Source organism: Peteryoungia algae, from assembly GCF_030369675.1.
Taxonomy (GTDB): Bacteria; Pseudomonadota; Alphaproteobacteria; order Rhizobiales; family Rhizobiaceae; genus Allorhizobium; species Allorhizobium algae.
The window spans coordinates 3439295-3456067 of sequence record NZ_CP128477.1 but is presented as its reverse complement, the minus strand read 5'-3'; the positions used below and the strand labels follow the sequence as shown (position 1 = coordinate 3456067).

The following is a 16773-nucleotide window of genomic DNA, read 5'->3' as shown; positions in this document are numbered from 1 at the left end:
CCTGACCGGTGGCATCGTCTTCGCCATGACGTTCACGGGATCACCGGCATCCTTCCCGCCTCACGGCAGTCTCTTTCCGGCCGCCGAGGCCGCGCAACAGACCGTACTCAGAATCACCAATGCCGGACCAGGTGCTCGCCGTACCGTCAAGCTCGGGCTGAACAAGGCCCTGGTCGTTGATCTGCCGGCAGACGCGCATGACATTCTGGTTGCCGATCCTGCCATGGCCGATGCCGTGACCCGTTCGTCGCGCCGCATCTATCTCTTCGGCAAGACCGTCGGCCAGACGAACATCTTCATCTTCGGCGCCGACGGCAATGAGATTATCAGCCTCGACATCGAGATCGAACGCGACATCGCCGGGCTCGAGGCCAACCTGCGCCGTTTCATCCCGCAATCGGACATCAAGGTCGAAATCGTCTCGGACAATATCGTTCTGACAGGCACGGTGCGCACGCCGCAGGACGCCGCCCGCGCCCAGAGCCTCGCACAGGCCTTCCTCAAGGGTGGTGAAGCGACGACACGGAACCAGACGGCTTCCGGAGGCGACAATGGCGGTGATGTGGCGATTTATGCGGAAGATCGGCAGGAGTCCCAGATCGTCAATCTCCTGACGATCGAAGGCGAGGATCAGGTCACGCTCAAGGTCACCGTCGCGGAAGTGAGCCGCCAGGTGCTGAAACAGCTCGGCTTCTCCGGCAGCGTTTCAGACGGTTCGACCGGCATCAGCTATGCCAATCCGTCCAACCTCGGCAATGCCATCGATCCGACAGGAACCGCCACGATTTCTGCCGGAATCGGCGGTCTCGGGATCAATACCTACATCAATGCGATGGAGCAGGCGGGCGTCATGCGCACGCTGGCCGAACCAAGCCTGACCGCCATTTCGGGCGAAGCTGCCAAATTTTATGTCGGTGGCGAATTCCGGATTGCCGGGCAACAGGAAGTGACGAGTGACGAAGAGGGCACTTCGCTCGAGCGGACGACCGAAACCGTCGATTACGGGATCGAGCTGAATTTCCGCCCCGTCGTCCTCGCACCCGGCCGCATCAGCCTGCAGATCGAGACCAACGTGTCCGAGCCGACCTGGGAATCATCGCAGGTCACGGGCAACATCCTGAACCAGGTGCCCGGCTCCACCTACCTGTCGATCCGCAAGCGCGAGGCATCGACGACGGTAGAGCTTCCGTCTGGTGGTTCGATCGTGATCGCCGGCCTCGTCCAGGACAATATCCGCCAGGCAACCTCGGGCCTGCCGGGTCTGTCAAAGGTTCCGGTGCTCGGTACGCTCTTCCGCAGCAAGGACTTCCAGCGCAACGAGACCGAACTCGTGATCATCGCCACGCCCTATCTCGTGCGTCCCGTGGCACGCGGCGCGCTGTCGCGACCGGATGACAATTTCAACCCCGAGAATGACGGCGCGACCTTCTTCCTGAACAAGGTGAACAAGGTCTATGGCCGTCGCGAGAACCCTGTAGCGCCTGGTCAATACCACGGCGCCGTGGGCTTCATCTACAAATGAACGGCGCGAGGATCATGATGGAAAACTCGACACGTCAAGTCAGGGAAAGTCAGCCAGCCATGGCATCCGCACGTCACTCCTTGCAGCGTCTCGTTCTCGGCAGCGTCCTTCTGGGGGCAGCTGCGGTGCTCGCCGGATGCGGCAGCATGAAGGACCAGATGTCCACCTCGGCCATCCCGGACGATTACCGGACGCGCCATCCGATCATGCTCAGCGAAGTCGAGCATACGCTCGACGTCCCGATCGCCTCGGGCGACCGGAAGCTGACGATGAGCGTGCAGGATTCCATTGCCGGCTTTGCCGCCGATTATCTGTCGGCATCGACAGGGACGATCCAGGTCATGGTGCCGCATGGTTCGCCGAATTCGGGGGCAGCCTCCGCCATGCGCAAGCAGATCCGCCAAGTTCTGACCACGCGCGGCGTGCCGTCGAACCGGATCATCGAAACTTCCTATCAGGCCGAGGCGAACAGCAATGCAGCGCCGGTGCGGATCAGCTATGTGGCGATCACGGCAATGACCAACCCTTGCGGCGAGTGGCCCGAGGACCTGCAGAACAACACGTTCAGCAACAAGAACTACCACAATTTCGGCTGCGCGACTCAGAGCAACCTCGCCGCGCAGATCGCCAACCCGATGGATCTGGTGACCCCGCGCGACATGGCGCCGATCGACGCGACCCGGCGGTCGAACGTGATCGGCCTCTATCGCGAAGGCAGCAATACGGCAACCGAGTGATGCGGCAGGGGTCCAAGAGGACAGGATGAGAGCATGAACGCGATCGACTATGAAATTGGCGAAACGGGCGGCGAATTTCGCGGGGCCTCCGAGAGCGTGATCGCAGGCGATGTCGAGGCCCTGCGTCCCCTGCCCCGCATTTCGATCCATGCCTTCTGCATCAGCGATGCAGTGCATCGGACCATGGAGCAATGTGCCGCCGACCGTCGCATGGCGCGTGTCAGCATGCGCATCACGCATGGCAATGTCGCTGCAGCGGCGAACATGTTCTCCTCGACGCCGACGCCGAACCTGATCATTCTCGAAACCGATGCCGGCCCGCGCGACCTCCTGACAGAGCTCGCGCCGCTCGCGGAAGTCTGCGATCCGAGTTCGCGCGTGATCATGGTCGGCCGGCATAACGACATCGCTCTTTATCGCGAACTCATTCGCAGCGGCATTTCGGAATATATCGTCGCCCCCTTCACCATGGCGGACATGATGGGGTCGATATCATCCATTTTCGTCGACCCAGAATCCGAGCCGCTCGGCCGCAGCATCGCCTTCATCGGCGCCAAGGGCGGTGTCGGCTCGTCGACGATTGCACATAATTGTGCCTTCGGGATCTCCTCGCTGTTTTCAACCGAAACCGTCCTGGCGGATCTCGACCTGCCGTTCGGTACGGCCAATATCGACTTCGACCAGGATCCTGCACAGGGCATGGCCGAAGCCGTGTTCTCGCCGGAGCGGCTGGACGAGGTCTTCCTCGACCGCCTTCTGACAAAATGCGGGCAGAACCTTTCGCTTCTTGCAGCACCGTCGATGCTCGATCGAGGCTATGATTACGAGCGCGGGACCTTCCAGCCCATACTCGACGTCCTGCAGCGAGCAGCGCCAATCACCGTGCTCGATATTCCACATGCCTGGGCCGACTGGACGAGAGCGGTCTTGTCCGACGTCGACGAGATCGTCATCACCTGCGCGCCCGACCTCGCCAATCTGCGCAACATGAAGAACATGCTGGATGCACTGAAGAAACTCAGGCCGCAGGACAAGCCGCCGCATCTGATCCTCAATCAGGTCGGCATGCCGAAACGTCCCGAAATCGCGCCATCGGATTTCTTCGAACCGCTCGAACTCGAGCCGGTCGCAATCATACCCTTTGATGCACAGCTTTTCGGCACGGCCGCCAACAGTGGCCGGATGATCAGCGAACTCGATGGGAAATCCCCGACAGCGGAGACCTTTTCGCAGCTGGCGCATCTGGTGACGGGCCGCGCCACGATCAAGAAACCCAAGAAGGCGGGCCTCGGCTCGCTCATCGAAAAACTCCGCAAGAAGTAGACCGGTAACAGGAACAGGTAGAGCTCATGTTTGGCAAACGCGGAAACGACGGCTTCGGCAAGGGCGGGGCGGGCGTCAGCACGATCCCGGCACAGCCGCCTGCTGCCGCACCTGCGGCCCGTTCCAGCACGCTCATCGAGCCCGGCAGCCCGGAGGTCAACAGCCGGCAGCAGGTCGCGGCACCTTCGATGCAGACCCCGAGCCGCAAGAAGCCACCGCGGACAGAAGATTATTACGACACCAAGAGCCAGGTCTTCTCGGCGCTGATCGACACGATCGACCTGTCGCAGCTGGCCAAGCTCGACGGCGAAAGCGCGCGCGAAGAAATCCGCGATATCGTCAACGACATCATCACGATCAAGAACTTCGCGATGTCGATCTCGGAGCAGGAAGAACTGCTCGATGACATCTGCAACGACGTCTTGGGCTACGGTCCGCTCGAGCCGCTGCTGGCACGCGACGACATTGCCGACATCATGGTCAACGGGGCTGGCCAGACCTTCATCGAAGTCGGCGGCAAGACCATCGAGTCGGAGATCCGCTTCCGCGACAATTCCCAGCTGCTTTCGATCTGCCAACGCATCGTCAGCCAGGTCGGCCGCCGCGTCGACGAATCGAGCCCGATCTGCGACGCGCGTCTTCCCGATGGTTCCCGTGTGAACGTCATCGCGCCGCCGCTCGCGATCGACGGACCGGCTCTCACCATCCGTAAGTTCAAGAAGGACAAGCTGACCCTCGCCCAGCTCGTCAAGTTCGGCGCGATCACGCCAGAGGGCGCGGAGGTTCTGCAGATCATCGGGCGCGTCCGGTGCAACGTGGTCATCTCCGGCGGTACCGGCTCGGGCAAGACGACGCTTCTCAATTGCCTGACGGGCTTCATTGACACCGACGAGCGTGTCATCACCTGCGAAGACACGGCCGAACTGCAGCTGCAGCAGCCGCATGTGGTGCGTCTCGAAACGCGCCCGCCGAACATCGAAGGCGAAGGCGAAATCACCATGCGTGACCTCGTCAAGAACTGCCTGCGTATGCGCCCCGAACGCATCATCGTCGGCGAAGTGCGTGGACCGGAGGTTTTCGACCTTCTCCAGGCCATGAACACCGGCCACGACGGTTCGATGGGCACGATCCATGCGAACACGCCGCGCGAATGCCTCAGCCGTATGGAATCGATGATCGCCATGGGTGGTTTTTCTCTGCCGGCCAAGACCGTGCGCGAGATTATCTCCGGCTCGATCGACGTCATCATCCAGGCCGCCCGTCTGCGCGACGGTTCGCGCCGAATCACCCACATCACCGAGGTGATCGGGATGGAAGGCGACGTGATCATCACCCAGGACCTGATGCGCTACGAGATGGACGGTGAAGACTCCAACGGCAAGATCATCGGACGGCACATGTCGACCGGCATCGGCAAGCCGCATTTCTGGGACCGCGCCCGTTACTACAACGAGGATCGCCGGCTCGCTGCCGCGCTTGATTCCATGGAACAGAAGTCGAAGGGGATCTGATCACCATGTTCGGCATCGATCCGACCATTCTCGCCATCGTTCTTCTGGTTGCCGTCTCGACCGGAGCCGTGGCCTATGGCGTGCTGTATTCGAGAATCGAGACCGACAAGAAGACCGCCAGCCGCATCAACAGGGTTCGTGCTGCCGAAACCGATACCTCGCAGGTGAAAGCTGCCCGCGACCGCGTGCAGGAAATCTCCAAGCGTCGCAAATCTGTCCAGGATTCGCTGAAGGAACTGGAAAAGAAGCAGCAGCAGGAGAAGACCAAGAAGGCCAATGCCACCAGTCTCAAGGCCAAGCTTGTGCAATCGGGTCTGCCGGTAACGCTGCCGCAATTCTATATCCTGAGTGCCATTCTGAGCCTCGTGGTGCTCGCCGTGACCTTTCTCACCGGCATGCCGCCGCTGGTCATCGGGGGCGCCACCTTTGTCGCTGGCCTCGGCCTGCCGCGCTGGATCGTCGGCTTTCTCGTCGGCCGTCGCCAGAAGCAGTTTCTGAACGAGTTTCCAAACTCGCTGGACGTGATGGTGCGCTCCATCCGATCGGGCCTGCCGCTGAACGACGCGATCCGCATGATCGCGTCCGACGGCCAGGAGCCGGTCAAGACCGAGTTCCGCCGGATCGTCGAATCGCAGCAGCTCGGCCTCAACGTCCCCGATGCGGTTGCGCGCATGCACCAGACCATGCCGCTCTCGGAGGTCAGTTTCTTTGCTATCGTCGTGGCGATCCAGGGACAGGCAGGCGGCAATCTTTCCGAAGCCCTGTCCAACCTTTCGCGGGTGCTGCGCGACCGCAAGAAGATGAAGGCCAAGGTCAGCGCGCTGTCGATGGAAGCGAAAGCTTCGGCGGCCATCATCGGCGCCCTGCCCTTCATCGTCGCCTTCCTGGTTTACCTGACATCCCCGCAATACATCATGATCCTCTTCACTGATCCGCGAGGACACCTGATCCTCGGCATTTCAGCGGTGTGGATGAGTATCGGGCTGCTTGTCATGCGCAACATGATCAATTTCGAGATCTGAAGGATAGGCGGGATGACCGAGGACTGGGCCGCACAAATGACCGATCCGGCGTTGGTGATCGCAGTGCTGGTGGCGCTCGCGGTCTTCGGCACATTCTACACGTTCGCGATGCCGTACCTGGAACGCGGCGATCTCAACAAGCGCATGCGTGCAGTCTCGACCGAGCGCGACCTGATCCGGGCGCGTGAGCGGGCGAAGCTCAATGCCGAAGCGACGCAGAGCCGCGCATCGCTCCGGGCCAACAATAACAAGTCGGTGCGCAATATCGTCGAGCGCTTCAATCTGAAGAAGGCGCTTGTCGACGTCGGCACTGTCGACCGGCTCAAGGCTGCAGGGCTTCGTTCACAGAACGCGCTGAACATGTTTCTCGTCGCGCGCTTCCTGTTGCCCTTCGCAACCCTGGCACTGACCGCATTCTGGGTCTTCGCACTGGGAAATCTCGCCGAAAAACCGCCTGCGGTCCGGCTCTTTGCGACCATCGTGGGGGGGTATGTCGGCTTTTATCTGCCGAACATCTATATTTCGAACCGTATTGGCAAACGCCAGAAATCGATCCGCCGCGCGTGGCCAGACGCGCTGGACCTGATGCTGATTTGTGTGGAATCCGGTATTTCCCTCGAGGCCGCCATGCGACGTGTATCGGACGAAATCGGGGAACAATCACCCGAACTCGCCGAGGAAATGGTACTCACCACCGCTGAGCTCTCGTTCCTGCCCGATCGGCGCCAGGCGCTCGAAAATCTTGGCACGCGAACCCAGCTCGACGGCGTCAAGAACGTGGTCCAGGCGCTGATCCAGGCGGACCGCTATGGTACGCCTGTCGCCCAGGCACTTCGGGTGCTGGCTCAGGAAGGGCGCGACGAGCGCATGAACGAGGCGGAAAAGAAGGCCGCGGCCTTGCCGCCGAAGCTCACCGTCCCGATGATCCTGTTCTTCCTGCCCGTGCTGGTCGCGGTCATCCTCGGTCCGGCCGGCATCCAGGTGTCCGACCGCTTCTGACTGCGCTCAATCAGTGGACGGTTGCGAGCTCTTCTTCAAGGAGCTTCAACGCATCCTGGAGCGCTTCCACCAGGATGTCCGTCAGTTCGTCGGACTTGTTTTCGAGAAGCATCAGCTTGACCGCCATGTCCTGCTGTTCGAAATACTGATCAGGTCCTTCGTTCATCATCGTCATGTCCCCATAAGGCCGAATCATCTCGGCTGGTTCCCACGATGATGACGTATCCTTGCGCCGGGCTTTCACCCGATCGCGCGTGTCCGGTCAAGCCTCGCGTCCTCCCTCACCCGCTGTCACGGCCGCGCTGAAATTCGAGAAAAACTCTCCGGCGAGCTTTTTTGATGTCGATTCGATCAGACGACTGCCGAGCTGCGCGATTTTGCCACCGACTTCCGCCTTCACTGTGTAGGTGAGTACGGTCGCTCCTTCGCCATCGGATGTCAGCGTCACATCTGCCCCGCCCTTGGCAAAGCCGGCAAGGCCGCCCTTGCCTTCGCCTGATATCGTATAGGAATTGGGCGGGTTGAGGTTCTGCAACTCGACGGCGCCCTCAAACTTCGCCTTGATCGGTCCGATCTTGAGAACGACCTTGGCCGCCATCGTGGTGTCGGACGTCTTTTCCAGGCTCTCGCAGCCAGGGATCGCCTGTTTCAGGATATCAGGATCGTTGAGGGCCAGCCATACGGTCTCGACCGGCGCCTCTATGCGCTCGGTTCCCTGCATATCCATTCGGCATTCCTCCCTTGCAGATCACGGGCTCCCTCCCGTGGAAACAAGACTGCATGGCAGAGGCGGCGGATGCAAGACATCTAAAGCATCAGAGCGTCGCTGATGTCAGACGATTACGGCCTGCTCGACACGGTCCTGTGAACCGAAGAAGCGGAGGTATCGCTCAACCTCGGCCGGATCGCCGGTTGCCTTGCGCGGATTGTCCGAGAGTTTCACGGCAGGGCGACCATTGGCTTCCGACACTTTGCAGACGATGGAAATCGGTTTCAGGCCGGCGATCTCCACCGGTGCGCAGCCGGCGAAATCATTGGTGAGGTTCGTACCCCAGCCGAAGGACATGCGCACACGGCCGGCGAAGTGGCGGTAGGTGTCGATGATGGCATCGACATCAAGACCGTCGGAGAAGATCAGCAATTTCTTGCGGGGATCTCGGCCCGTCTTCTTCCACCAGTCGATGATCTTCTCACCGCCTTCGATCGGGGGCGCGCTGTCCGGGCGGAAGCCGGTCCAGTCGGCGACCCAATCGGGGGCGTGCTGGAGAAACGATGCGGTGCCGAAGGCATCCGGAAGGACGATCAGCAGGTTTCCGCCGTAGAGACGGTTCCAGTCCTTGAGAACCTGGTAAGGGGCGGCTGCCAGTTGCTCGTCGTTTCTGGCAAGCGCTGCGACGACCATCGGAAGTTCGTGGGCATTCGTGCCCACTGCCTCCAGATCCGAATCCATGGCGAGCAGGACGTTGCTTGTCCCCGTGAAAGCCGGGCCGATGCCTTCCTTCAGGGCTTCGACGCACCAGCGCTGCCAGAGGAAGCTGTGGCGCCGTCGAGTACCGAAATCGGAGATGCGCAGGCCCGGAAGTTCGCGCAAGCGCTCGACCTTGGCCCACATCTTGGCCTTGGCTCGGGCGTATAGCACATCGAGGGTGAAATATCCGACGGAGCGCATGGCCGCACGCGAGCGCAGTTCATTGATGATTGCGAGCGCCGGAATCTCCCAGAGCGTCGTTTCCATCCAGGGACCGTGGAAGGTCAACTCGTATTGACCGTCGCGCTTGGCAAGCTCGTATTCGGGCAGCTGGAGATTGCCGAGCCATGCAAGGAATTCGGGTTCGAAGATCTGGGCCCGGCCATAAAAGGTATTGCCCGCGAGCCAGATCATTTCCTTCTTGGTCAGACGAAGAGACCGGACATGATCGAGCTGGTCGCGTAGCTCCTGCTCGTCGATCTCGTCGGCGAGACGGACCGAGGTGGTGCGGTTGATCAGGGTGAAGGTGGCGTTGACCTCCGGGTAAAGCTTCCAGATCATCTGAAGCATCAGGAGCTTGTAGAAGTCGGTATCGATAAGGCTGCGGATGATCGGATCGAGCTTCCAGGCGTGGTTATATACCCTGGTCGCGATATCAGTCTTGGTCATTATCCACTGCCTTCACTTCCGCAGCGGAGGCTGCGGCGGGCGACCGGAACACTTCGGTCGCTTCCGCTGCAGTTATCGGCAATCGATTTCGGATTGTCCAGTGAGCGACGTGCGCGTACCGGCCAAGCTGCAATCACTGGCCCGGCGTCGGGTTTGACTGCGGCATGTTCTCGGCCCCGTCGGAAGTGCCCCCCGGGGACGGCGCTGGAGCTGTCTGCTGCGACTCATTGGCTGGATTTTCCGGCGCAATCGAATTGCCCCACCATTCAGCGGGAATCCAGACCAGCATGGCGAGAATGAGCCCTCCCAGGAGGACAATCAGGACAGGCTTGCCGCGAAAGCCCTGGCGAGCCTCGACCGGCGTCATGGGCTCAGGCCTCAGGCCACGGGTCCGACGATCGGATGTGTCGGGCATATCGGTTCTGCTGCTCATGTGATGCTCCCATTTTCTGAGGCGCTCAAGGCGCGTTCCTCAGGACAAACGGAAGCTGTCGCGGTTTGTTCCGCGAATTCGGTGGCTGATCAGTAGCCGGATGTGCGGTCGACGACGAATTCGAGCGGTTTGCCGCTTTCCAGACGAGCGATCTGCGCCTCTACATGGCGGAAAAGTGCACGAACATCCGATGCCGCTGCCGCATGGGGCGTCACGATCGCATTGGGCATCGACCAGAGCGGGCTGTCGGTGACAAGCGGCTCATTTTCGAAGACGTCCAGGGATGCTGCCTTCAGCGTACCGTCGGCGAGACACTCAATTAATTCGGCTTCGTTCTGGCTGCCACCACGACCCGCATTGAGGAAGATGGGACCGTCCAAGGCGCCAGTGCTGCGGAGCTTCGAGAAGAGCGCGCAATCGTAGATGCCGCGCGTGTCCTCGGTCAGCGGCAGGAGGCCGACGAGGATGTCGGTGCGACCCAGGAAGGCATCGAGGCCTGCGGCATCGAAGGTTTCGAGACCGGCGATCGACTTGGCACGACGCGACCAGCCGATGACATCGAAACCCATGACCTTCAGCTTGCGGACGGCATCGGCACCGAGGACACCGAGACCCATGACGCCGACCGTGACGTCACGGGCTTCCGGCTGTTCGGCGATTTCATTCCAGACGTGCTCCCGCTGTTGCCCGGCATAGGCGATGCCGTTGCGCAGATGGTGGAGGCATTGCCAAACAACCCACTCGCTCATGCGATCCGTCAGGCTGCGATCGACGAAGCGCACGATGGGAAGGTCGGGGAGTTCATAGGCCGAGAGGATGTGATCGACGCCGGCACCACCGGAGAAGATGGCCTTCAACCCCGTGGCACGGCGGAAGAGCGCCGGATCCGGCTTCCAGACGATGGCGAATTCCGCATCGGAAAGGTCTCGGTCGGCATTGGCGGGGTCGCCCATGTCGATGACAGGCCGATCTGGAAAGGCCGAACGCAGTGCGGAGACCACAGTCTCGCGCGCGAAGCGGAGGTCGATGACGACGGGGCGTTTGTCGGACATGGTAAACTCACATTATTGGCGAATGCCACCGGCCTCGACGGCTTCGAGATTGAAGGCTGCGGCCATCAGGGCACGGGTGTAATCGGCTTTGGGAGAGGCGAAGACCTCTGCCGCCGGGCCCCTCTCGACCACCTTTCCACCGCGCATGACGATGAGCTCGTTGGCAAGCGCTTTCACCACCTTCAGGTCATGACTGATGAAGAGATAGGCGAGATCGTGCCTGGCCTGAAGGTCGCGCAGGAGATCAACGACCTGGGCCTGGACGGTCATGTCGAGGGCGGATGTCGGCTCGTCGAGCATGACAAAACGGGGTTTGAGCACCATGGCGCGGGCAATCGCGATGCGCTGCCGCTGGCCGCCGGAAAATTCATGCGGATAACGCCAGCGGGTGGTGGGATCGAGGCCGACTTCCTCAAGCGCCCAGGCAACGCGTGCATCGCGCTCTTCCGCCGTGAGCTGCTTTTCATGAACCTTCAGCCCCTCGGCAATGATCTCGCCGACCGACATGCGGGGGCTGAGCGAGCCGAAGGGATCCTGGAAGACGATTTGCAGGCGATCGCGCAGCGGCCGCATCTCGCTGTAAGAGAAAGCGTGAATGTCCTTGCCAATGAAGCTGATGCGCCCCTTCGAGGCAATGAGGCGCGAGAGGGCCAGGCCGAGCGTCGTCTTGCCAGAGCCGGATTCGCCGACTACCCCGAGCGTCTGCCCGGCCCTGAGCGTCAGGTCCACGCCATCGACGGCTTTTACATGGTCCACCGTGCGGCGCAGGAAGCCGGCCTTGATCGGGAACCAGACGCGGATGTCCTCGCCCTGCATGACAACGGTTTTTGTCGCGTCCAGAAGCGGCGGCTCGCCGCGCGGCTCGGAGGCAAGCAGTTTCTTCGTATAGGGGTGCTGCGGGCGCTCGAAGATTTCTTCGACCGCGCCGGCCTCGACGATCTCACCCTTGGTCATGACGCAGACGCGATCGGCGAATTTGCGGACGATGCCGAGATCGTGGGTGATGAACAGCATGGACATGCCATGCTCGGTCTTCAGGCGGCCGAGCAGTTCCAGGATCTGCGCCTGGACGGTGACGTCGAGTGCCGTAGTCGGCTCGTCGGCGATCAGGAGCTTCGGTCTGTTGGCGAGTGCCATGGCGATCATGACACGCTGGCGCTGCCCACCAGAGAGTTCATGGGGATAGGCTGTGAGCCGCTTTTCAGGTTCGCGGATACCGACCTGATGCAGCAGTTCCAGCACTCTTGCGCGGGCCGGGGCGCCCGCCAGACCCTGATGGAGCGTCAGGATCTCGCCGATCTGCCGCTCAATCGTGTGGAGCGGATTGAGCGAGGTCATCGGCTCCTGGAAGATCATGGTGATCTCGTTGCCGCGCACGGCACGCAGCTCCGGCTCGCTGGCCGTCATCAGGTCGCGACCGTCGAAGAGGATCTGGCCGGAGGGGTGGCTGGCCGCCGGATAAGGCAGGAGTTTCAGGATCGAGGCAGCGGAGACCGACTTGCCGGAACCGGATTCGCCGACGAGAGCGACGATCTCGCCCCGACCGATATCGAAAGAAACCCGGTCTACCGCCAGACTCTCGCTTCCGCCCTGGTGGAAGGCAACGGACAGATCTCGCACGGAGAGGAGAGGCTTCATATGTTCGCTCATCGGAAGGTCTTCCTCGGATCAAAGGCATCGCGCACGGCTTCGCCGACGAAGATCAGGAGCGAGAGCATGATCGACATGGTGAAGAAGGCGGTGAGGCCGAGCCAGGGGGCCTGGAGATTGCGTTTGCCCTGCGCGATCAGCTCACCAAGCGAGGGCGAGCCAGGCGGCATGCCGAAGCCGAGGAAGTCGAGCGAGGTGAGCGTGGTGATCGAACCCGAGAGGATGAAGGGCAGGAAGGTCAAGGTGGCGACCATGGCGTTCGGCAGCAGGTGGCGGAACATGATCGTGCCGTTTCCAACGCCTAGCGCGCGGGCAGCGTTGACATATTCAAAGTTTCGCGCGCGCAGGAATTCGGCACGCACGATGCCGACGAAGCCGACCCAGGAGAAAAGCAGCATGATGCCGAGCAGGACGAAGAAGCCGGGCGGCAGGATGGCTGCGATGATCAGCAGGATGTAGAGCACCGGCATTGATGACCAGATCTCGATGAAACGCTGCATCAGGAGATCGGTCCAGCCGCCGAAATAACCCTGCACGGCCCCCGCCGTGACCCCGATCGCGGCGGAGGCGAGCGTCAGCGCCAGTCCGAAGAGGATCGAGATGCGAAAGCCGTAGATCATGCGGGCCATGACGTCGCGCGCCTGATCGTCGGTGCCGAGCCAGTTCATGTTGCCGAGCACGCAGCTCGGATCCTCGGCCTTCAGCGGATAGGCGGCGCAGCGGGTTTCCTTGTCCATCAGCCAGAAGGGCGCTGTGGGCGCCGAGTGTGGCACTTCGGAATTCACCGTGCGGTAGGAATAGCGGATCGGTGGCCAGATCATCCAGCCGTTGGCATTGATCTCGTCCGATATGAAGGGCGAGCGATAGTCGGTGACAGCGAGGAAGCCGCCGAACTTTTCCTCCGGGTAGTCGACGACAACGGGGAAGAGGATCTCGCCCTTGTAGGAAGCGATGACGGGCCGGTCATTGGCAATGAATTCGGCAAACATCGAGAGCACGAAGAGGACCATGAAGATCCAGAAGGACCACAAGCCGCGCCGATTCGCCTTGAAGTTTTCGAGGCGACGGCGATTGGTGGGCTTGAGCCAGGCCTTTTTCGGCGGCGCGATGGACGTGGTTTCGACGGCGGACATCAGACATCCCTCCGGTCGAAATCGATGCGCGGGTCGATCCATGTGTAGATCAGGTCGGAGATGAGGCCGACCACAAGACCCATCAGCGAAAAGATGTAGAGCGTGGCAAAGACGATCGGATAGTCGCGATTGACGACGGCGAGATAGCCGAGGCGTCCGAGGCCATCGAGCGAGAAGATGTTTTCGATGAGCAGCGAACCGGTGAAGAAAGCCGAGATGAAGGCCGCGGGAAGGCCGGCGATGACGATCAGCATGGCGTTGCGAAAGACATGGCCGTAGAGCACCTGGCGCTCGCCGAGACCCTTGGCGCGGGCAGTCACCACATACTGCTTCTTGATCTCGTCGATGAAGGAGTTCTTCGTCAGCAGGGTCGTCGTGGCGAAGGCCGAAAGCAGGAGCGCTGTCAGCGGCAGTGCGAGGTGCCAGAAGTAGTCGAGGATCTTCTCCCACCAGGAGAGTTCGGCGAAATTGTCGGAGGTCAGGCCGCGGAGCGGGAACCAGTCAAAGAAGGAGCCGCCTGCGAACAGCACGATGAGCAAGATGCCGAAGAGGAAGCCCGGAACGGCATAACCGATGACGATGACGCCAGAGGTCCAGACATCGAAGCGCGAGCCGTCTGAGACCGCCTTCCTGATCCCAAGCGGGATTGAGATCGCATAGGAGATCAACAGGACCCACAGGCCGAGCGAGATCGAGACCGGCATCTTTTCGATGATGAGGTCGATGACAGACGTGTTGCGGAAGAAACTCTCACCGAAGTCGAAGCGGATGTAATTCCACATCATTTCCATGAACCGTTCAAGCGGCGGCTTGTCGAAGCCGAACTGCTTTTCGAGCTTGGCGATCAGGTCCGGATCAAGGCCCTGGGCACCGCGATAGCGGGAGCCACTCTCCTCCGTGCCGACCGACTGGTTCAGCATGTCGCCGCCGCCGGACAGACGCGCATCGGCGCTGTCGCCCTGACCGCTCAGCTGGGCGATGACCTGTTCGACCGGGCCACCGGGGGCAAACTGGATGACGATGAAGGATATGCCCATGATGCCGACCATGGTCGGGATCATCAGCAGCAGACGCCGGAAAATATAGGCGATCATGCAAAACGCTCCGTTGCGGGATCAAACCCGCCGGCCAAGGCCATTCCCATTGCGTCCGCCAATCTCAGCCGCTCCCTTTCATGCGATTCGTCCCCTTCATTCCTAGTGGCTCCGGGCCAAGGCGCAAGCCCCGAGGCCGGGTCACGGGCTCTTCGCCCACCAGATCAGGGGGAAGCCGGTGGAATAGGTCGGTAGTTCAGCCGGGTGCTCGAACTTGTCCCAGAAGGCATAACGGGCCGTCCCGCCATAGTAGAGAGGTATGACGTAGTCATGGGCGAGCAGCACACGGTCCATCGCTCTGGTCGCGGCGACTTGTTCGTCTCGGTCGGCCGGGAAGATGATCTTTTCGATCAATGCATCGACGGCGGGATCGGCAATGCCGGCATAGTTCTGTGAACCTTCGCGATCGACCGAGGTCGATCCCCAGTAATCGCGCTGTTCATTGCCCGGGTTGAGCGTCTGGGCCCATACCGTCCAGGTCATGTCGTAGTCGAAAGTCCGGGTGCGGTTGGTGTATTGCGAGTCATCGACGGTGCGAACCGCCATGTCGATGCCAATCTTGCGCAATTGCTGCTGATAAGGCACGGCCACGACCTCCAGCTGCGGGCTGGACAGAAGCAGCTCAAAGCGAAAGGGCTGACCCGTCTTCGCGTTCACCATGGCATTGCCGCGCAATTCGTAGCCGGCGTCCTTCAACAGTTCGACCGCCTTACGGAGGTTGTCTCGCGAGGCCTGCGGCGTGCCTCCGACCGGGTTCTCATAAGGCGTGTCGAAGACCGAAGCCGGAACCTTGTCTTTCAGGGCCGTCAGCAGTTCCAGCTCCTTGCCTTCAGGAAGTCCGGTGGAAGCGAGCTCGGTTCCGGAGAAGAAACTCGCGACGCGGTGATAGGCGTTGTAGAAGACCGTCCGGTTCAGCTCCTCGAAATCGAGCGCATAGTTCAGCGCCTCGCGCACCCGCTGGTCCTTGAAGATCTCACGCCGCATATTGGGAACCAGCGCCTGCATGATCCCCGTTGCGCGGTAGGGGTTTTCGTATTCCTTTTTCGTGACGCGGCCATCCTTCACGGCGGGAAAATCGAAACCGGTTGCCCAGCGGGCGGCACGCGTCTCCTGCCAGAAATCTGTGTTGCCGGAGCGGAAGGCCTCGAACTCGACGTCGCGGTCGCCGAACATCGTGTAGGTGACGTTCCGGAAGTTGTTGTAACCGACGTTGACGTTGAGATCCTTGCCCCAGTAGTCGTCGCGCAATTCGTAGCGGATGCTGGCGCCGGGCTTGAACTCGGCAATCCTGTAGGGACCCGAACCCAAGACAGGCTCCAGGGTGGTGCGTGAAATGTCACGCGGCTGACCATCGGGACCATTTCCTTCCCACCAGTGCTTGGGAATGACGGGAAACTGGCCAAGGATCATCGGCAGTTCGCGATTGTTCTTCTGGTCGAAACGGAAGGTGACGTCCCGCTCGCCGGTTTTTTCGGCCGAAATCACGTGGCCGTAATAACTCATGTAGAGAGGGTTCAGCTCCTTCAGCTTTTCGAAGCTGAAGATGACGTCCTCGGGCTTCACAGGTTCACCGTCAGCGAAACGGGCTTCGGGACGCAGGCGGAAGGTTGCGCTGGAGAAGTCTGCGGGGAAAGAGACACCCTCGGCGAGCAATCCATATCCGGTGGAAACCTCGTCGCTGGAATCCTTGAGCAAGGTGTCGAAGACATAAGCAAGCGCCGGGGCCGCCTCTCCCTTGTTCAAAACCGGGTTGAAGCTGTCGAAGGTGCCGGTCGACGACATGCGAAGCGTGCCGCCCTTGGGCGCTGTCGGATTGACGTAGTCGAAGCGTTCGAAGCCTGCCGGATATTTCACATCGCCCACGATGGCGACGCCGTGCACGAACGGCTCAGCCGGCTCCTGCGCGGTCACAAGCTGCGGCGAGAATGCCAGAACCGCCAGGAGACCACCGAACACCGCACTCTTCTTGTTCAGACCCATCGACCGATTTCCCCTTGATTTTCATGGTTGCGACGCAGGATAGGGCAAATGTCGACAAAAAACAGGCAGCTGACAGAGATGTGAGCGGCGTTGCATCCGCAGATTCACCCCATTTCCATTTCACGCTAGACTGACAGGTGATTCACCCGGGGCGCTTCGCCCTTGGGAGATCAGGACAGA

15 protein-coding genes are annotated in these 16773 nt (G+C 61.1%); 6 read left to right on the top strand and 9 right to left on the bottom strand.

The window, feature by feature from the left end:
* Window positions 1-25: 25 nt before the first annotated feature.
* Genes QTL56_RS16350 through QTL56_RS16325 form a run of 6 tightly spaced genes read left to right on the top strand, consistent with a single transcriptional unit; the run spans window position 26 to window position 7114 of the window.
* Entirely contained in the window at window positions 26-1522 is a 1497-nt protein-coding gene (locus QTL56_RS16350) for a type II and III secretion system protein family protein (protein ID WP_245135459.1), read from the top strand.
* Window positions 1523-1581: 59 nt separating this feature from the next.
* A complete protein-coding gene (locus QTL56_RS16345; RefSeq protein ID WP_245134145.1) occupies window positions 1582-2259 on the top strand; it encodes a CpaD family pilus assembly protein in 678 nt (225 codons plus the stop codon).
* A 33-nt stretch (window positions 2260-2292) separates the two neighbouring features.
* Window positions 2293-3582, top strand: a complete 1290-nt coding sequence (locus tag QTL56_RS16340; protein ID WP_229573615.1) for a CpaE/TadZ family protein — start codon at window positions 2293-2295, stop codon at window positions 3580-3582.
* A gap of 26 nt (window positions 3583-3608) precedes the next feature.
* Window positions 3609-5093: a TadA family conjugal transfer-associated ATPase gene (locus tag QTL56_RS16335; protein ID WP_229573616.1), complete on the top strand. Its 1485-nt coding sequence runs from the start codon at window positions 3609-3611 to the stop codon at window positions 5091-5093.
* Between the two features lie 5 nt (window positions 5094-5098).
* On the top strand, window positions 5099-6115 hold the full coding sequence (locus tag QTL56_RS16330; RefSeq protein ID WP_229573617.1) for a type II secretion system F family protein: 1017 nt from the start codon (window positions 5099-5101) through the stop codon (window positions 6113-6115).
* A 12-nt stretch (window positions 6116-6127) separates the two neighbouring features.
* A complete protein-coding gene (locus tag QTL56_RS16325; protein WP_229573618.1) occupies window positions 6128-7114 on the top strand; it encodes a type II secretion system F family protein in 987 nt (328 codons plus the stop codon).
* Window positions 7115-7124: 10 nt separating this feature from the next.
* Here the strand turns inward: QTL56_RS16325 and QTL56_RS16320 are convergent, their stop codons facing one another.
* From QTL56_RS16320 to QTL56_RS16280, 9 genes are all read right to left on the bottom strand, one after another.
* On the bottom strand, window positions 7125-7283 hold the full coding sequence (locus QTL56_RS16320) for a hypothetical protein (RefSeq protein ID WP_229573926.1): 159 nt from the start codon (window positions 7281-7283) through the stop codon (window positions 7125-7127).
* Window positions 7284-7376: 93 nt separating this feature from the next.
* A complete protein-coding gene (locus QTL56_RS16315; protein ID WP_245134143.1) occupies window positions 7377-7841 on the bottom strand; it encodes an SRPBCC family protein in 465 nt (154 codons plus the stop codon).
* Between the two features lie 105 nt (window positions 7842-7946).
* Window positions 7947-9251 (bottom strand): nicotinate phosphoribosyltransferase, encoded by a 1305-nt coding sequence (gene pncB / locus QTL56_RS16310; RefSeq protein WP_229573620.1) that lies wholly within the window; start codon window positions 9249-9251, stop codon window positions 7947-7949.
* A gap of 133 nt (window positions 9252-9384) precedes the next feature.
* Window positions 9385-9684 (bottom strand): hypothetical protein, encoded by a 300-nt coding sequence (locus QTL56_RS16305; protein WP_229573621.1) that lies wholly within the window; start codon window positions 9682-9684, stop codon window positions 9385-9387.
* Window positions 9685-9773: 89 nt separating this feature from the next.
* The gene (locus tag QTL56_RS16300; protein ID WP_245134141.1) at window positions 9774-10736 is read right to left on the bottom strand and encodes a 2-hydroxyacid dehydrogenase; all 963 of its coding nucleotides are present in this window, start codon (window positions 10734-10736) and stop codon (window positions 9774-9776) included.
* A gap of 12 nt (window positions 10737-10748) precedes the next feature.
* Window positions 10749-12386: an ABC transporter ATP-binding protein gene (locus tag QTL56_RS16295; RefSeq protein WP_245134139.1), complete on the bottom strand. Its 1638-nt coding sequence runs from the start codon at window positions 12384-12386 to the stop codon at window positions 10749-10751.
* Window positions 12383-13519, bottom strand: a complete 1137-nt coding sequence (locus QTL56_RS16290) for an ABC transporter permease (RefSeq protein WP_245134136.1) — start codon at window positions 13517-13519, stop codon at window positions 12383-12385. The genes QTL56_RS16295 and QTL56_RS16290 overlap by 4 nt, the downstream gene beginning before the upstream one ends.
* Window positions 13519-14613 (bottom strand): microcin C ABC transporter permease YejB, encoded by a 1095-nt coding sequence (locus tag QTL56_RS16285; protein WP_245134134.1) that lies wholly within the window; start codon window positions 14611-14613, stop codon window positions 13519-13521. The genes QTL56_RS16290 and QTL56_RS16285 overlap by 1 nt, the downstream gene beginning before the upstream one ends.
* A 141-nt stretch (window positions 14614-14754) precedes the next feature.
* Entirely contained in the window at window positions 14755-16593 is a 1839-nt protein-coding gene (locus QTL56_RS16280) for an extracellular solute-binding protein (RefSeq protein WP_245134126.1), read from the bottom strand.
* Between the last annotated feature and the right edge of the window lie 180 nt (window positions 16594-16773).

Bases quoted from the DNA above. Each gene is read 5' to 3' on its own strand.
- QTL56_RS16350 (WP_245135459.1), top strand. From the start codon at position 26: ATGACGTTCACGGGATCACCGGCATCCTTCCCGCCTCACGGCAGTCTC.
- QTL56_RS16345 (WP_245134145.1), top strand. From the start codon at position 1,582: ATGGCATCCGCACGTCACTCCTTGCAGCGTCTCGTTCTCGGCAGCGTC.
- QTL56_RS16340 (WP_229573615.1), top strand. From the start codon at position 2,293: ATGAACGCGATCGACTATGAAATTGGCGAAACGGGCGGCGAATTTCGC.
- QTL56_RS16335 (WP_229573616.1), top strand. From the start codon at position 3,609: ATGTTTGGCAAACGCGGAAACGACGGCTTCGGCAAGGGCGGGGCGGGC.
- QTL56_RS16330 (WP_229573617.1), top strand. From the start codon at position 5,099: ATGTTCGGCATCGATCCGACCATTCTCGCCATCGTTCTTCTGGTTGCC.
- QTL56_RS16325 (WP_229573618.1), top strand. From the start codon at position 6,128: ATGACCGAGGACTGGGCCGCACAAATGACCGATCCGGCGTTGGTGATC.
- QTL56_RS16320 (WP_229573926.1), bottom strand. From the start codon at position 7,283: ATGATGAACGAAGGACCTGATCAGTATTTCGAACAGCAGGACATGGCG.
- QTL56_RS16315 (WP_245134143.1), bottom strand. From the start codon at position 7,841: ATGGATATGCAGGGAACCGAGCGCATAGAGGCGCCGGTCGAGACCGTA.
- pncB (WP_229573620.1), bottom strand. From the start codon at position 9,251: ATGACCAAGACTGATATCGCGACCAGGGTATATAACCACGCCTGGAAG.
- QTL56_RS16305 (WP_229573621.1), bottom strand. From the start codon at position 9,684: ATGAGCAGCAGAACCGATATGCCCGACACATCCGATCGTCGGACCCGT.
- QTL56_RS16300 (WP_245134141.1), bottom strand. From the start codon at position 10,736: ATGTCCGACAAACGCCCCGTCGTCATCGACCTCCGCTTCGCGCGCGAG.
- QTL56_RS16295 (WP_245134139.1), bottom strand. From the start codon at position 12,386: ATGAGCGAACATATGAAGCCTCTCCTCTCCGTGCGAGATCTGTCCGTT.
- QTL56_RS16290 (WP_245134136.1), bottom strand. From the start codon at position 13,519: ATGTCCGCCGTCGAAACCACGTCCATCGCGCCGCCGAAAAAGGCCTGG.
- QTL56_RS16285 (WP_245134134.1), bottom strand. From the start codon at position 14,613: ATGATCGCCTATATTTTCCGGCGTCTGCTGCTGATGATCCCGACCATG.
- QTL56_RS16280 (WP_245134126.1), bottom strand. From the start codon at position 16,593: ATGGGTCTGAACAAGAAGAGTGCGGTGTTCGGTGGTCTCCTGGCGGTT.